14 protein-coding genes are annotated in these 15,111 nt (G+C 67.0%); 8 read left to right on the top strand and 6 right to left on the bottom strand.

The features are described from left to right. Positions 1-14 precede the first annotated feature (14 nt). Genes NYR58_RS16370 through NYR58_RS16380 form a run of 3 tightly spaced genes read left to right on the top strand, consistent with a single transcriptional unit; the run spans position 15 to position 5,811 of the window. Entirely contained in the window at positions 15-920 is a 906-nt protein-coding gene (locus tag NYR58_RS16370) for a DUF58 domain-containing protein (protein WP_261522193.1), read from the top strand. Further along, complete coding sequence (locus NYR58_RS16375) at positions 917-3,739, top strand: DUF4159 domain-containing protein (protein WP_261522194.1); 2,823 nt, start codon at positions 917-919, stop codon at positions 3,737-3,739. Before NYR58_RS16370 ends, NYR58_RS16375 begins: the two co-directional genes overlap by 4 nt. Then, positions 3,739-5,811: a hypothetical protein gene (locus NYR58_RS16380; RefSeq protein WP_261522262.1), complete on the top strand. Its 2,073-nt coding sequence runs from the start codon at positions 3,739-3,741 to the stop codon at positions 5,809-5,811. Before NYR58_RS16375 ends, NYR58_RS16380 begins: the two co-directional genes overlap by 1 nt. A 19-nt stretch (positions 5,812-5,830) precedes the next feature. Here the strand turns inward: NYR58_RS16380 and NYR58_RS16385 are convergent, their stop codons facing one another. Continuing rightward, on the bottom strand, positions 5,831-6,370 hold the full coding sequence (locus NYR58_RS16385) for a GNAT family N-acetyltransferase (RefSeq protein WP_261522195.1): 540 nt from the start codon (positions 6,368-6,370) through the stop codon (positions 5,831-5,833). Between the two features lie 289 nt (positions 6,371-6,659). On the opposite strand from NYR58_RS16385, the gene NYR58_RS16390 reads away from it, so the two are divergent. Next, complete coding sequence (locus NYR58_RS16390) at positions 6,660-7,649, top strand: glutathione S-transferase family protein (RefSeq protein WP_261522196.1); 990 nt, start codon at positions 6,660-6,662, stop codon at positions 7,647-7,649. A gap of 5 nt (positions 7,650-7,654) precedes the next feature. On the opposite strand, the gene NYR58_RS16395 is transcribed toward NYR58_RS16390, so the two are convergent. Beyond that, complete coding sequence (locus NYR58_RS16395) at positions 7,655-8,143, bottom strand: NUDIX domain-containing protein (RefSeq protein WP_261522197.1); 489 nt, start codon at positions 8,141-8,143, stop codon at positions 7,655-7,657. A gap of 53 nt (positions 8,144-8,196) precedes the next feature. Here NYR58_RS16395 and NYR58_RS16400 point away from each other — a divergent pair, with 53 nt between their 5' ends. Next, on the top strand, positions 8,197-9,117 hold the full coding sequence (locus tag NYR58_RS16400; protein ID WP_261522198.1) for a metallophosphoesterase family protein: 921 nt from the start codon (positions 8,197-8,199) through the stop codon (positions 9,115-9,117). Positions 9,118-9,127: 10 nt separating this feature from the next. Here the strand turns inward: NYR58_RS16400 and NYR58_RS16405 are convergent, their stop codons facing one another. The 4 genes from NYR58_RS16405 to NYR58_RS16420 form a co-directional block, all read right to left on the bottom strand. Beyond that, positions 9,128-9,727: a hypothetical protein gene (locus NYR58_RS16405; RefSeq protein WP_261522199.1), complete on the bottom strand. Its 600-nt coding sequence runs from the start codon at positions 9,725-9,727 to the stop codon at positions 9,128-9,130. Between the two features lie 105 nt (positions 9,728-9,832). Beyond that, entirely contained in the window at positions 9,833-10,606 is a 774-nt protein-coding gene (locus NYR58_RS16410; RefSeq protein WP_261522200.1) for an alpha/beta fold hydrolase, read from the bottom strand. Next, a complete protein-coding gene (leuA, locus tag NYR58_RS16415; RefSeq protein ID WP_261522263.1) occupies positions 10,603-12,267 on the bottom strand; it encodes a 2-isopropylmalate synthase in 1,665 nt (554 codons plus the stop codon). Before leuA ends, NYR58_RS16410 begins: the two co-directional genes overlap by 4 nt. A 456-nt stretch (positions 12,268-12,723) precedes the next feature. Further along, complete coding sequence (locus NYR58_RS16420; protein ID WP_261522201.1) at positions 12,724-13,257, bottom strand: winged helix-turn-helix transcriptional regulator; 534 nt, start codon at positions 13,255-13,257, stop codon at positions 12,724-12,726. Positions 13,258-13,383: 126 nt separating this feature from the next. Here NYR58_RS16420 and NYR58_RS16425 point away from each other — a divergent pair, with 126 nt between their 5' ends. From NYR58_RS16425 to NYR58_RS16435, 3 genes are all read left to right on the top strand, one after another. Then, a complete protein-coding gene (locus NYR58_RS16425) occupies positions 13,384-13,914 on the top strand; it encodes a dihydrofolate reductase family protein (protein WP_261522202.1) in 531 nt (176 codons plus the stop codon). 82 nt (positions 13,915-13,996) lie between these two features. After that, positions 13,997-14,494 carry a hypothetical protein gene (locus NYR58_RS20605; protein ID WP_378074667.1) on the top strand — a complete coding sequence of 166 codons (498 nt, stop codon included), beginning with the start codon at positions 13,997-13,999 and terminating at the stop codon, positions 14,492-14,494. Beyond that, positions 14,494-15,045, top strand: coding sequence for a dihydrofolate reductase family protein (locus NYR58_RS16435; protein ID WP_261522203.1), 552 nt, complete (start codon positions 14,494-14,496; stop codon positions 15,043-15,045). Before NYR58_RS20605 ends, NYR58_RS16435 begins: the two co-directional genes overlap by 1 nt. Positions 15,046-15,111: the final 66 nt, after the last annotated feature.

Below are 15,111 nucleotides of genomic sequence, written 5' to 3' on the forward strand. Positions count from 1 at the left end.
GGAAAGCGGGGCTGATGGCGCGGATTGGAGAAGTCACCACCACGGTCGAGACACAGGACGCGCTGGTGCGTGCCAAGACGCGCGCCGCGTTGGTGCCCGACATGCTGGTGGAGGCGCGCCGCGTGGTCAACAACGTGATCGCCGGCTGGCATGGGCGACGCCGGCGCGGAATCGGCGAGAATTTCTGGCAGTTCCGCCCCTATGTCGAGGGCGAGGCGCTGTCTCGCATCGACTGGCGCCGTTCGGCACGCGACGACCACATCTATGTGCGCGACAGGGAGTGGGAGGCCGCCCATACGGTGTGGCTGTGGGCCGACCGCTCGCCTTCCATGCTGTTTCGTTCGAGGCACGCGGCAACCTCCAAGGAGGCGCGGGCACTGGTGCTGATCCTGGCGCTGGGGGAGCTTCTGTCGCGCAGCGGCGAGCGCATCGCCTGGCCGGGCCTTGCCGCCCCCTTCGCGGCCCGCAACGGCGCCGAGAGGCTTGCCCAATATCTCAGCCATGACGAACCGGACAGCAGCCGCCCCGACCTGACTGTGGTGCGCCGCTTTTCCGACCTCATCGTCGCCGGCGATTTTCTCGACCCGCCGGAAGACACCATGCGCTGGCTCGACCCTCTGGCGCGGGCCGGCGCGCGCGCGCACCTGATCGAGGTTGCCGACCCGGCGGAGGAGACCTTTCCCTATAGCGGCCGGACGGAATTTCGCGATCCGGAAACCGGAGAGAAGCTGACGGCGGGCCGCGCCGAGACGCTGGGCGAGGATTATCGCCGGCTCTATCTGGCGCGGCGCGAAACGCTTGCGCGCTGGTGCAAGAAGCTCGGCTGGAGCTATACGGTGAACCATACCGATCGGCTCGCCTCGGAAGCCCTCATCAGCGTGCATCTGGCGCTCACGGCGGAAATGGATGTCGGCCGATGAGCTTCCTTCCCCTTTCCTTCGGCGCCCCCATGGTTCTTTGGGGCCTGCTTGCGCTTCCCGTCATCTGGTGGCTGCTGAGGCTCACCCCGCCGCGGCCGCGCGAGGAGACCTTTCCGCCCCTGGCCATTCTGGCGCGCATTCTCCGGCGGGAGGAAACGCCTCATCAAAGCCCCTGGTGGCTGACGCTGCTCAGGCTGATGCTCGCCGCCCTCGTCATTCTGGCGCTCACCGATCCCGTGTTCAATCCGCGCGAAAAGACAGCCATGCAGGGCGGCGCGCTGGCCGTCGTGCTGGACAACGGCTGGGCGGCGGCGCCCGATTGGGAGCGGCGCACCGCCACCGCCGCGAGGCTCATCGAGGATGCCGGCCAGAGCGACATGCCGGTGATCCTGGCGCTGACAGCGGAACAGCCGGCGCAGGACATCGGCCCCTTCGATGCCGGCACGGCGCTCGAAAGGCTGAATGCCGCCGCGCCCCGCCCTGTGCCCACAAACCGGCCTGCGGCCTATGCCCGCGTGGCCGATGCCCTGGCCGGCCTGCCAGGCGCCACTCTGGCCATCCTCGCGGACGGGCTGGCGGGCGCGGGCGATGATGCAGCGTTCGAGCGGCTGTTTGCCGCCGCCCCGGCCGAGATTCTGTGGGTGGCGCCGCAGCAGCCCGCCATTGTGGCGCTATCCGACAGCGCCAATGAGCCCGACCGCTTCGTGGTGACGGCGATCCGCCCCGATCGCGGCACGGGCCCCCGCCAGGTGGTGGTGTACGCCTCGGATGAACGCGGGCGGCGCATCGCCGAGACCGCCATCGCCTTCGGCCCCGGAGCAACGCGCGCCGAGGGGGAAATGCGGGTTCCCTTCGAGCTGCGCAATGACTTCGCCTCCATCGCCATCGCCGGCGAGAACCACGCCGGCGCAATGCGCCTGCTGGATGAGAACGACCGGCGCAGGCGCATCGGCCTTCTCTCCCAGCACGAGGCGGACCAGGCCCAGCCGCTGCTCTCCCCGCTCTATTATATTCGCCGCGCGCTCGCCCCCTATGCCGATCTGGTGGAGCCGGAAAGCGCCGAGCTGACCGAGGCCGTTCCGCAGCTTCTGGAAAGGAAGCCCGCGGCCATCATCATGGCCGATGTCGGCACCCTGCCCGATTCCGCCCGCACGGCGCTGGTCGAATGGATGAACGACGGCGGCACCCTGATCCGCTTTGCCGGACCGCGGCTGGCGGCTGCGGAACACGATGCCGAGCTTCTGCCGGTGCGCCTGCGCACCGGCGAGCGTTCGCTGGGCGGTACCCTGTCCTGGTCGGAGCCCCAGCCCGTCGATGCCTTCCCCGCCAGTGGCCCGTTTTCAGATCTCGGCCCGCCGCGCGACGTCACGGTGAGCCGCCAGGTGCTGGCCGAACCTTCTGCCGACATCGTGGAGCGCACCTGGGCCACGCTTGCCGACGGCACCCCACTGGTGACGGGCGCGGAACGCGGCGAGGGACGCGTCATCCTGTTCCATGTCACGCCCGAGGCCACCTGGTCCAACCTGCCGATCTCGGGCAGCTTCGTGGAGATGCTGCGCCGGCTCGTGCAGCTTTCCCGCAATCAAGGCACGCTGGCGTCGGAGCAGGACGACCAGGCAGCCCGGCTGCCGCCCTACCGCATGATCTCGGCTTCCGGCACGCTGGCACCTCCGGGCCCGGAGGCCGAACCCCTGGAGCCGCGCGCCGGCGCGTCGGTAACGCTCACCAACCCGCCGGGACTCTACGGCTCGGAGGAAGGGGTGGTGGCCCACAATCTTCTCTCGCCGGACGCGCAGCTTGCCGTCCTCGCCCGGCCTCAATCTCCGGTGGCGATGCAGGACATGGGCTACGCCTTCGACGAGTCCCGGCCGCTCAAGGGCGCGCTGATGCTGGCGGCCCTCGCGCTTCTGGCGCTCGACACGCTGGCCGTTCTCTGGCTCGGCGGGGTGTTGTCTCGCACTCCCCGCCGCCGCACCGCGGCCACGTCCGCCGCTCTGGGGGTGATGCTGGCGCTCAGCCTTGCCGCGCCGGATCGGGCGCATGCGCAGGACGTCCCGCAACCCGGCGATGCCGAGGCAATCGCCGCCGTCTCCTCCACCCGCATCGCCTATGTGGTCACGGGCGTCGCCTCGGTGGATGCGGTAAGCCGCGCCGGCATTCTGGGCCTGTCCCGCTTCCTGGCCGAGAAGACCGCGCTGGAGCCTGGTCCGCCGGCCGGCGTCGACATCGCCACAGATGAATTGTCCTTCTATCCGCTCATCTACTGGCCCATCGACGCCAGCGCCGAGATGCCCTCCGAGGAGGCGATCGCCCGCATCGACGCCTACATGCAGCAGGGCGGCACCGTGTTGTTCGACACGCGCGACCAGTATTCGGTGGGCTTCGGCGCGACGGACGCGGTGAGCCCCGAGACGCAGCGCCTCCGCGACATCCTGTCGGGGCTGAATGTGCCGCCCCTCGAACCCGTGCCGGAGGACCACGTGCTCACCAAGGCGTTCTACATCCTCTCGGAGTTTCCGGGCCGCTACAACGGCAGCGCGCTGTGGGTGGAGGCTTCCGTCACCGCCGAAAGCCGCGCTGACAGGCCGGTGCGCACGGGCGACGGCGTCACGCCCATCATGATCACCGCCAACGACTTCGCAGGCGCCTGGGCCATTGATGCCAACGGCGAGCCCCTGCTGCCCACCGTACCGGCCGATCCCGTGCAGCGCACCTATGCGCTGCGCGCCGGTGTGAACATCATGATGTATATGCTGACGGGCAACTACAAGTCGGACCAGGTCCATATCCCGGCCCTGCTGGAAAGGCTCGGGCAATGATGAACTGGTCGCTCGGCTTCGATCCGCTGTTTTCCTGGGGTGTTCTGGCGACCCTGCTTGTCCCGCTTGCCGGTCTTGCCGGGCTCGGCCTGTTTCTGGGTCAGCGCGGTGCGCTTCTGCGCCTTGCCGCGCTGGCGGCCCTGGCGCTGGCGCTTTTCAACCCCGTGCTTCTGGAAGAGGAGCGCGATCCGCTGAAGAGCATCGTCGCCCTGGTGGTGGATGTGAGCCAGAGCCAAGAAATCGGCGACCGCGCCGCGACCACCGCGCAGGCGGTGGAGGCGCTGCGGCAGCGGCTTGGACGCTTCGACCAGTTCGAGGTGCGGGTGGTGGAGGCCGGGCGCGGCGATACCGCCGACGAGCGCACGGACACCAGGCTGTTCAGCGCCCTGGAAGGGGCGCTGCGCGATGTGCCGCCGTCGCGCGTGGCCGGCGCGATCATGATCACCGACGGTCAGGTGCACGACACGCCGGCCGATGCCTCCGGCCTTTCCGGCCCGCTGCATGCGCTCATCACCGGCAAGCAGGACGAGCACGACCGGCGCATCCGCTTCGAGCGGGCGCCGCGCTTCGGCATTGTCGGCCAGCCGCTGGACATGACCTATCGCATCATCGACACGCAGGCCGAGAGCGGCGAGGCGGAGGTGGAGGTATACGTCAATGGCGAGCTGGCGCTGGTGGAGCAGGCGGTGATCGGCCGCGAGATGGCGCTCGAAGTCACCATCCCCGGCGCCGGCCGCAACATCGTCGAGCTCAGAACGCCGGTGCAGGAAGGCGAGCTGACGGAAACCAACAACCGCGCCGTCGCGCTGGTGGACGGCATTCGGGAGAATCTGCGCGTCCTCCTTGTCTCCGGCGAGCCGCACTCGGGCGAGCGCACCTGGCGCAATCTCCTGAAATCCGATGCATCCGTCGATCTCGTGCACTTCACCATTCTGCGCCCCCCGGAAAAGCAGGATGGGACGCCGATCAACGAGCTGTCGCTCATCGCCTTTCCCACGCGCGAGCTTTTCGTGGAGAAGATCGAGGATTTCGACCTCATCATTTTCGACCGCTACCAGCACCGCGACGTGCTGCCGATCCTCTACTACGACTACATCGCCGAATATGTGGAAAATGGCGGCGCGCTGCTGATCGCGGCCGGGCCGGAATTCGCCGGGGAGCAGTCCATCGCCCACACGCCCCTCATCTCCGCCTTGCCGGCACTTCCCAGTGGCGAGGTGACGGAAACCGGCTATCACCCACGGTTGACGGAGACCGGCAATCGCCATCCCGTAACCCGCGGGCTCGACGGTTCCGGCTCCCAGCCGCCGCGGTGGAGCCGCTGGTTCCGCATCGTCGGCATCGACCGCCCTCAGGGCGAGGTGGTGATGAGCGGACCGGACGAACGCCCGCTCCTGCTGCTTGCGCGCCACGGAGAGGGGCGCGTCGGGATGCTCCTTTCCGACCATGGCTGGCTGTGGGCGCGCGGTTTCGAGGGCGGCGGGCCCTATGTGCAGCTTTATCGCCGCATCGCCCACTGGCTAATGAAGGAACCGGAGCTGGAAGAGGAGCGGTTGACGGCGTCTGGCCGCGGCATGCGTCTGGAGATCACCCGCCAGACCATGGCCGAGGAAGCCGATCCGGCAACGGTGACCGCGCCCTCGGGCGAGACGCGCGAGGTGCCGCTGACGGCGGTGCAGCCCGGCCTGTTTCGCGGCATCCTGGATGCGCAGGAGATCGGCCTTTATCAGGTGGAGAATGGCGCGCTGAGCACAGTGGCCCATGTCGGCCCGGTCAACGCGCCCGAATTTACCGACACCGTATCGACGCAGGAGGTGCTGCGGCCGGTGGCCGAGGCGACGGGCGGCAGCGTGCGCCGGCTGGAGAGCGGGCTCTCCGGTCTCGACATTCCCAACATCGTGCCCGTGCGGGCGAGCGCCGTCACGGCCGCCGGCCGCGACTGGATCGGCCTGAGGACCACCAGCGACAGCGTCCTGCAGTCCGTACGCCGCGTGCCGCTGTTTGCGGGTTTCCTGGGCCTCGGCATGCTGCTCCTGGCGTTCGGCGCGATGTGGTATCGTGAAGGGCGGTGACGCAGCGCGGGCGCAGCCGCTACCCGGCCTTCGCCGAAACGGCGTCGCGCGCCAGCACCGCATGGACCACGTCACCGCGAAGCGCATCCAGCGCCCCGTCCTTCAGCTCAAGGCCGAGCAGGCGGTTGGGATCGACCGGACGCGGCATGCGCAGCTGGCCGGCGGGCAGGCGCGCAAAACCAAGCGGCCCGTAATACGGCTCGTCCCCCACCAGCACGACGACGCCGGCGCCCGCCTTCCTTGCTGCCTCCACCGCCATCTTCACGAGCTTTCGGCCAATGCCCCGGTTCTTGTAAGGCGGACGCACGGCAAGCGGCCCGAGGAGAAGGCCCCTGCCCGCCCCCGCGGCGATGGGTGTCATTCGCACCGAGGCGATCACCTGGCCATCCTGCATGGCCACGAAGGAAAGCGCCCGCTCATGCGGGCCATCCTCGCGGATCCTGTAGGCGGCGCGGGCAAAGCGGCCGGGACCGAAAGCCTCGGCGTTGATCTGTTCGATTTCGGCGTCGTGCGCCGGCTCTTCCGGCAGAAAGGCGATGTCGATGTCGGCAAGGGACATGGGGAGGCTTCCGATGGCAGGACAGACAGATGCGGGTGCCGGCAGCATCGGCCGGCCGCGCCCGCCTGGGGCGCGCATCAGCGTGCTCGTCGTCGCAGCACCGGAAGATGGACCATCGCATCAGCCTCCAGAACGCGGTTCCGCTAGCACCAAACGCTCCCTGCGTCCACTGAAATGATCGTCATCGGCCACCCGTCCCGCGAAGGTTGACGATGCGTTCACCAGGCCCATGCTTGGGGCCGCCGCCGCGGGCGCTTACATGCCCGGGGAAACGATAGGAGAAAATGGCATGGGTCTGCTCGTCGACGGCGTCTGGCGCGATCAATGGTACGATACATCGAAGACAGGTGGCCGCTTCGAGCGGTCGAAGTCGCAGTTCCGCGACTTTATCACCCGCGACGGCCGGCCGGCCGAAGGGCGCGAACGCGGCTTCAAGGCCGAAACCGGCCGCTATCACCTCTATGTCTCCTATGCGTGCCCCTGGGCACACCGCACGCTGATCTTCCGCAAGCTCAAGAAACTGGAGGACGTCATTTCCGTCTCCGTGGTGCATCACTTCATGGGCGAGAACGGCTGGACCTTCCGCGCGGAAGACGGGGCGACGGGCGACACGCTCTACGGCGCGGACTTCCTGCACCAGATCTACACGCGGGCGGATCCGCATTATTCCGGCCGCGTGACCGTGCCGGTCCTGTGGGACCGCAGGACCGAGACCATCGTCAACAACGAATCGGCAGAGATCATCCGCATGTTCAACGCCGCCTTCGACGACTGGGGCGATGCCTCGGTGGACTTCTACCCCGAGAGCCTGCGCACGGAGATCGACGCCGTCAACGCGCTTGTCTACGAGCATATCAACAACGGTGTCTACAAGGCCGGTTTCGCAACGACCCAGGAGGCTTACGAGGAAGCCTTCACCGCCCTCTTCGAGGCGCTGGACGAGGTCGAGGCGCGGCTGTCGCGCCAGCGCTATCTGGTAGGCGAACGGCTGACGGAGGCGGACTGGCGGCTTTTCACCACGCTGGTGCGCTTCGATCCCGTTTATGTCGGCCACTTCAAGTGCAACCTGAGACGCATCGCCGACTATCCGAACCTGTCGAACTATCTGCGCGAGCTCTACCAGGTGCCGGGCGTGGCCGAGACGGTGAACATGCAGCACATCAAGGCGCACTACTACGCCAGCCATGCCACCATAAACCCGACGCGCATCGTGCCGCTGGGCCCGCAGATCGACCATTGGGCGCCCCACGACCGCGACCGCCTGCCTGCCACGTCCTGAACGGCCTACCACTCCGCCGAGGCAGGCGCGCCCTGGAAAACCTCCAGAAGACGCCTGCGGGTCGCTTCCGTGGTTTCGGGCGGCAGCGCATCGAGCGGGAAGAACCGCGCCTCGGCGATCTCCCGGTCCGGCACATGGGGTCCGGTCCGGCGGAACGCGGTGACGAGATAGACCGCCACATGGTCGCGGCGGCTGGCCCTGCGGTTGAAGTGAACAGACTTCAGTTCCGGCGCGCCGGTCAGCGCGATGTTGCCCTCCTCGGCCAGCTCGCGCGCGAGGGCCGCCTCCATGGTCTCGCCGGGCTCCACGCCGCCGCCCGGCAGTTGCCAGCCCGGCACATAGGTATGGCGCACCAGAAGCACGGCACGCGCTGGCGCATCGAAAACGATGCCGCGAACGCCAAGCGTCATGGGCCTGCGCAGCAGGAACCAGAGATGGAAAAGGCGCACGCGCAGCCGCCTGTCGCGCACGCTGCGGGAAGGCAGCGCGCTCATGCCGCGCCTGCCCCGGGCTGGAAAGGCGCGTCGGCCTGGACTACACACGGGGCATGTTTCGCTTGGCGCATTTCTCCGACATTCATCTGGGGCCTCTGCCCGACATAACCTATCGCGAGCTCGCCTCCAAACGCATCACCGGCTACATCAACTGGCACCGCCGCCGGCGCGTCAATCTCGACAATGGCATCCTCGACCGCATTACCGACGACATGCTGGCGGCCGAGCCGGATCATATCGCGCTCACCGGGGATCTGGTGAACCTCGCCCTCGACAAGGAGATCGAGATGGCGCGGCTGTGGCTGGAGGGTCTGGGCGAGCCGGATGCCATCTCCGTGGTGCCCGGCAATCACGATGCCTATGTGCCGGGCGCGCTTGCCAGGGTGTGCGGCGCCTGGGGCGCCTACATGGCCGGCGACGGGCAGCCGGCCCCCAGGAGCCGCCGCGGCTTCCCCTATCTCAGGGTGCGCGGGCCCGTGGCGCTCATCGGCCTCTCCTCGGCGCGCGCCACGGCGCCATTTCTGGCCAGCGGCTATTTTACCGAAGCGCAGGCAAGGCGCACCGCCAGGCTTCTGGACGAGACGGGCGCAAAGGGACTGTTCCGCATTCTCATGATCCATCATCCGCCCGTGCGCGGCGCCACCGGACCGCACAAGCGACTGTTCGGCATCACCCGGTTTCAGAAGATGGTGCGCCGCCACGGGGCGGAGCTGGTGTTGCACGGCCACACCCACCTCCCCACCGTGCACCGCGTGGACGGGCCGACGGGCAGCGTGCCGGTGGTGGGCGTGGCCGCCGCCGGCCAGGCCCATGGCGGAGCCAAGCCGCCCGCCCATTACAACCTGTTCGAGATCGTCGGGGCGCCGGGCGCCTGGCAGGTGCGCCTCACGCGGCGCGGCGCCATGGACGGGACACCGCAGATCGGAGAGATTTCCACCCAGCTTCTGGTGTCAGGCGAGCGCGCGCCCGCCTGAGGCAGAAGCCTCAGCGCAGCAGGCTCTCGATCTCGGGAAACCGCTCGGACAGGAAGAAGAAAACGCTTCCCGCCCCCACCAAGCCGCCGGCAAGAACGAGCAGGAGACCGGAGAAGAAGGCGCGCCATCGGCTGCGCGGCCTGGGGCCTGCCGCCCGCACCGGCTGCACGCCGCGCGGCAGGGCCTCGACCTCACCCTCGACCATGCGCTGGCGCTCCACCACCCGCTCGGCGATATAGCGGGTGACATGGTCGGCCACCTGCGCCATGTCGGTCGATTCCGCCAGCACCACACGGCCCATGCGCGTGTCGCGCACGAAACGATAGGTGCGCCGGTCGCGCCCCATGGTGACATGCGCCACCGCGTCGATCCACAGGCGCGGCTGGGTGCCCGAGGAGATGGCGAAATCGAAGGTCGGATCGTCCTGCGGCACCTCTGCAAAGACGGGCTGCAGTTCCTGCGCCAGAAGCTCCAGGCGCATGCGGCCGGCCTCGCGCATCTCCACCACCACGTCCTCGCGATCGGCGGCGGCATTGCGCATCTCGCGCACGGCATCGGAAAGCTTGCGCACATTGGCCGCGGGAGCGACGTTCTGGCTGGCCTCGCTCATGATGGTTCTCCAGGCCAAGAATTGTCCTTAACCTACCGTTAACACGGGCAGGCAGGAAAATCATCTCGATTTGTTCCGTTTTCGTGCTTGTGCACCGCTGAAGCTTCAGTGGCCGCCGTCTGCCTGCCGTATCGCCAGATCGAGAAGCGCGGCCATGTCCTGCGGCGCCTCTTCCGGGAGCATATGGCCGAGATCGGGATAGAGATGGGCGGTGAAATGCGCCGGCAGATCCCGCGCCTGTGCAACCGGCAACACCGTATCGAGCAGACCCCATGCCACGTGAACCGGCACGGGAAGCGCGGCCAGCCTGTCGCGCGGCAGAACGCCCTGACGGCCATCGCGCACGATCAGGCCGCAGATGCGCTGCAGCATCGCCTGCTGGCCCGGAACGGCGCGCATGGCCAGCACCTCGCGCAGCGCGCCTTCGTCGATTGCCGGGCGCCGGCCGGACATGAGGCACAGGCTGTCGCGCAGCGCCGCCGCGTTGTCGGCACCGATGAAGCGCTCAAGCAGCGGCGCATTGATGTGCGGTCCGAAGCCGCCGGGGGCAAGCAGGGCGAGCGAGCGCACCCGCTGCGGCGCGGCGAGCGCCATAAGCGCCGCCACCGCGCCGCCGAAAGAGTGGCCGGCCAGATGAAACCGCTCAACCGCGCGCGCGTCGAGATCGGCCAGCACGGCCCTTGCGGCGACCGCCGCCGGCCCGGCCTCGGGAAAGTCGAGCGAACCGCCGTGGCCCGGTAGATCGTAGGCGAGAATCCGAACGCCGCCGAGGCGTTCACGCACGCCCGCCCACGCGCGGTGGGAGCCCGCCAGCCCATGCAGCAGGACGAGGGCGCTCCCACCCTCGCCCGTGCAGCACGCGTGGAGACCGCCGCTCACCCGACGATACGGTTGGCGGCAGAGGTCACGGCCTCCAGCGAAGCGGTGACGATGTTGGTGTTGATGCCGACCCCGAAGAGCCTGCCTCCGGGGTGCTCCATCTCGACATAGCTCACCGCCGCCGCGTCGGTGCCGCGCTGCAGCGAGTGCTCGGAATAGTCGAGAACCGTCATCTCCACGCCCAGATGGGCCGAAAGCGCGTTGACGAAGCCGTCGATGGGGCCGGTTCCGGTGCCGCGGATGGTCTTTTCCTCGCCGCCATCCAGAATGGTGGCCTCCACGATGCGCCGCCCCTTCGCCTCCGGCGCGGGAAAGGTCTGGTGATCGAGGAACTTCAGCCGCGCACCGGGCTGCTCGACATAGAGCTCCAGAAAGCGTTCGTAGATGCGCCGGGAGGGCAGTTCCTTGCCTTCCGCGTCGGTGATCGCCTGGATGTCCTCGCGAAACTCCACCTGCAGGTTGCGCGGCAGGTTGAAGCCGTAGTCGGCCTGCATCACATAGGCGATGCCGCCCTTGCCGGACTGGGAGTTGATGCGGATGATGGCCTCGTAGGTGCGGCCCACATCCTGCGGGTCGATGGGAAGATAGGGCACCTCCCACAGTTCCTTGTTGGACTGGCGGTAGGCCTTCATGCCCTTGTTGATCGCATCCTGATGGGAGCCGGAAAAGGCGGTGTAGACCAGCTCGCCCACATAGGGGTGGCGCTCGGGAATGCGGAGCTGGTTGGAATATTCGTAGACATCCTTGATGCGATTGATGTCCGAGCAGTCGAGCATCGGATCGACGCCCTGCGTGTACATGTTGAGCGCCAGCGTCACGATGTCGACATTGCCGGTGCGCTCGCCATTGCCGAACAGCGTGCCCTCCACCCGGTCGGCGCCCGCCATCAGGCCGAGCTCCGTGGCGGCGATGCCGGTGCCGCGGTCGTTGTGCGGGTGCAGCGACAGGATGATGCAGTCACGCCGGTCGAGATTGCGGTGCATCCATTCGATCTGGTCGGCATGGATGTTGGGCGTGGACATCTCCACCGTGGCCGGCAGGTTGAGGATCAGCTTGTTGTCGGGCGTCGGGTCGATGATCTCGGTGACGGCGTTGCAGATTTCCAGCGCCACCTCCAACTCGGTGCCGGTGAAGCTTTCCGGCGAATACTGGAAGCGGTAGCCGCCCCCCGCCTTCGCCGCCATGTCGGTGATCATCTTGGCGGCGTCGGTGGCGATCCTCTTGATGCCGGCGACATCCTTGCCGAAGACGACGCGCCGCTGCAGCTCGCTGGTGGAGTTGTAGAAATGGACGATGGGGCGCCGCGCGCCCTCAAGCGCCTCGAAGGTGCGGGCAATCAGCTCCGGCCGGCACTGCACCAGAACCTGAAGCGAGACGTCCTCCGGCACGTTGCCCTGCTCGATGGCCCAGCGCGTGAAATCGAAATCGGTCTGCGAGGCGGACGGAAAGCCGATCTCGATCTCCTTGAAGCCCATGTCGAGAAGCAGGGCGAACATGCGCGCTTTGCGGTCATGGCCCATGGGGTCGATGAGGGCCTGGTTGCCGTCGCGCAGGTCGACCGAGCACCAGATCGGCGCCTTCTCGATGCGCTTCGATGGCCATGTGCGGTCCGGCAGATCGACCTGCGGGTAGGGCTGGTACTTGCGGGCTGCGGCGGGCATGCCCTTGCGGCCCGCATTGCGACTGGCAGCTTCGTTCTTGGCGTCCATCTTCGATCACTCCCGGCGGCGGCAGGTTTGGTCCGATGCTCCGCGCCGTCTGTCAAGACTTCAATCAAAAGGTTCTTTCGGGGGAAGGAGCAAACCAGCGCGACCGGCGACATCGACCGCCGGGCGCCCCTTCAACGGACCCGGCGATCGCCAGTAAGGCCGAGAAGCAGAAGAGCCGAAGCAAGCACGCGCACCGCCGCGCCGCGGGCGGCGGAACGATCCAAAGGGAAAGGGCATGCGCTCATCAACATGAGCGCTTGATAACCGACACCGCCCCACCGCGCAAGAGCAGCTTGACAGGCAGGACATGCTGGCCACCGACCGTTGGCCTTCGATCAGGCCGCTTCAAGTGCCTTGTCCTCGCCTCATGCTCTTCGAGAAGACGCAGGCCCGCGGGCAGGCGCGGCATCAGCAAACGGCTGCCTTCGCCTTCCTCTCCATGACCTCCCTGTAGGCCGCGTGCAACCTCTCGCGCACGCCCGGCCCTGCGCGGGGAAGCGTCGGCATAATGCCCAGATGCTCCTCGCGCAGCTCCTCCATGAACTCCTCCCACAGCGCCGGGCCGCCCTCCTCCAGCAACTGCGCGCGGATCGACAGCTCTTCCGTCACCGGCAGCCATTTGCGGCCCCAGGCGCCGATCAGGGCGAAGACGGGCAGAAGCTCGATGCCCTTCTCCGTCAGGCTATAGATCGCCTTCTGCTTATGGCTCGGATCGTCCCGCTTCGAGATGACGCCTTCCGCCAGGAGCCGTCGCAGCCGGTCGGCCAGGATGTTGGAGGCGATTCCCTCCTGGTTCTGGGAAAGCAGCTCGCGAAAGTGCCGGCGATTCCCGAACATCATGTCGCGCACGACGATCAAGGACCATTTGTCCCCCAGCACCTCCAGCGTGAGATTGATGGGGCAGCCCGAGCGGTGGGTGGTGTCTTCCTTGTCGACGGTCAATCCGATCCTCCGAACAAAACCGATTGTAATGTAGGATCGGTTTGACTAATCTACAACCAGTTGCAAAATGCAATCACAATGCCATGTCACCGGCTGACCACCATTGAAGGTCGCGCGGAGGAGAGAATGGCCAGGCTTGTCTTCGCAATGAACCTGTCGCTGGACGGGTATGTCGATCACCAGAACTTTGCCCCGGGGCCTGAGCTCTTTCGCCACTGGACAGAGCATGTGCACAGGCTGACCGGCTCTGTTTACGGCCGCCGCACGTACGAAATCATGCGCTACTGGGATGATGACCATCCAGAATGGACTGCGGAGGAGCACGCGTTTGCGATGCAATGGCGGCGCCAGCCGAAGTGGGTTGCTTCGCGCACGTTGAAATCGATCGGCCCCAACGCAACCCTCGTCGAGGGAGACATCGAGGCGACGATACGGGACCTGAAGGACCGGCTCGAAGGCGAAATCGCCGTTGCCGGACCGGATCTGGCGGGGAGTCTGACCGATCTCGCCATGATCGACGAATACCGGCTCTACTTCCACCCTATCGTGCTTGGCCACGGCAAGCCCTTCTTTGTCGGGCGGCGGCCGCGACTGCGCCTCCTGGCCTGCGACCTTGTCGACGAGGATACGGTGAGGCTGACCTACATTCCCACCTAGCTGCTGCGCCACGCCGCGGCGGGCAGATCGCCGACATGCACTCTCGTTTCGCGGGGCGACGGAAAGACCGGGGGAGGATGAAATGACGGATCTGAGAGACATGGCGCACAGATGCTACCACGCTTACCTCGACAAGGATCGCGCGGCGATCGAGGCGCTGATCGCCGAAGACTTTCATTTCTCAAGCCCGCTCGACAACCGCATCGACCGCAAGACCTACTTCGAGCGCTGCTGGCCGAGCAGCGAAACGATCTCGGACTTCCGCTTCATCCGTCTCGTGGAGCACGGGCATCAGGTCTTCGTCACCTATGAAGGGCTGTGGCGGGGCCTGCTGCGCACGATGCGGGTGCCGCTGCTCGTCCTCCACGGCACCGCCGATCCCATCTTCCCGTCGCAGCACGGCGCCTTGCTTGCCGAGTCCGTCACGGGAGTGAGGTTCGCGAAGCTGGAAGGCGGCGGCCACGAACTGCATTCACGCCATTGGGACCGGATCATCGAGGCAATCGCCGCGCACGCAGCCAATCCAGGGCATTCGGCGAAAACAGGGATGCAAACCGCGTTCGAAACAGGAGCGAAGTGATGAGACGCCTTGTCGTCTGGAACATGATGACCCTCGATGGCCACTTCGAGGGCAAAACCCCGTGGGATCTCGGCTTTCACGAGTTGGTATGGGGTGACGAGCTGGAATCGTTCTCGCTTGAACAGGGCAAGGAGATCGGCACGCTGCTTTTCGGGCGGCGCACCTATGAAGGCATGGCCAGCTACTGGAAGAACGAGACCGGGGCGATTGCCGAGATGATGAACGCGGTGGAAAAGGCGGTGGCGACGCGAACACTTGGCGAGGTTACATGGAACAACACCCGGCTGCTGAAGGGTGAGGCCGCGCAGGCGGTCAGGGCGCTGAAAACGGAGGAAGGCAAGGACATCTACGTGTTCGGCAGCGCCCAACTGCTCACCTCTCTCCTTGAGGCCGGTCTTGTTGACGAATACCGCATCTGCGTCGTGCCGGTGGTGCTGGGCGGCGGCAATCCTCTGTTCAAGCCTCTGAGCCGGCCGGTTCGGATGCATCTCGCCAGTACGCGCCCGCTCAAGACCGGCGGCGTGGTCCTGACCTATGCGGTGGGCAGCTAGCCTGAAGGGAACGAGGGCTCGCGCCGGCGCGGCTCCGGCTCGCTTCGCGGGAGGTTGCCACGACGC

Source organism: Chelativorans intermedius (assembly GCF_025398255.1).
Taxonomy (GTDB): Bacteria; Pseudomonadota; Alphaproteobacteria; order Rhizobiales; family Rhizobiaceae; genus Chelativorans; species Chelativorans intermedius.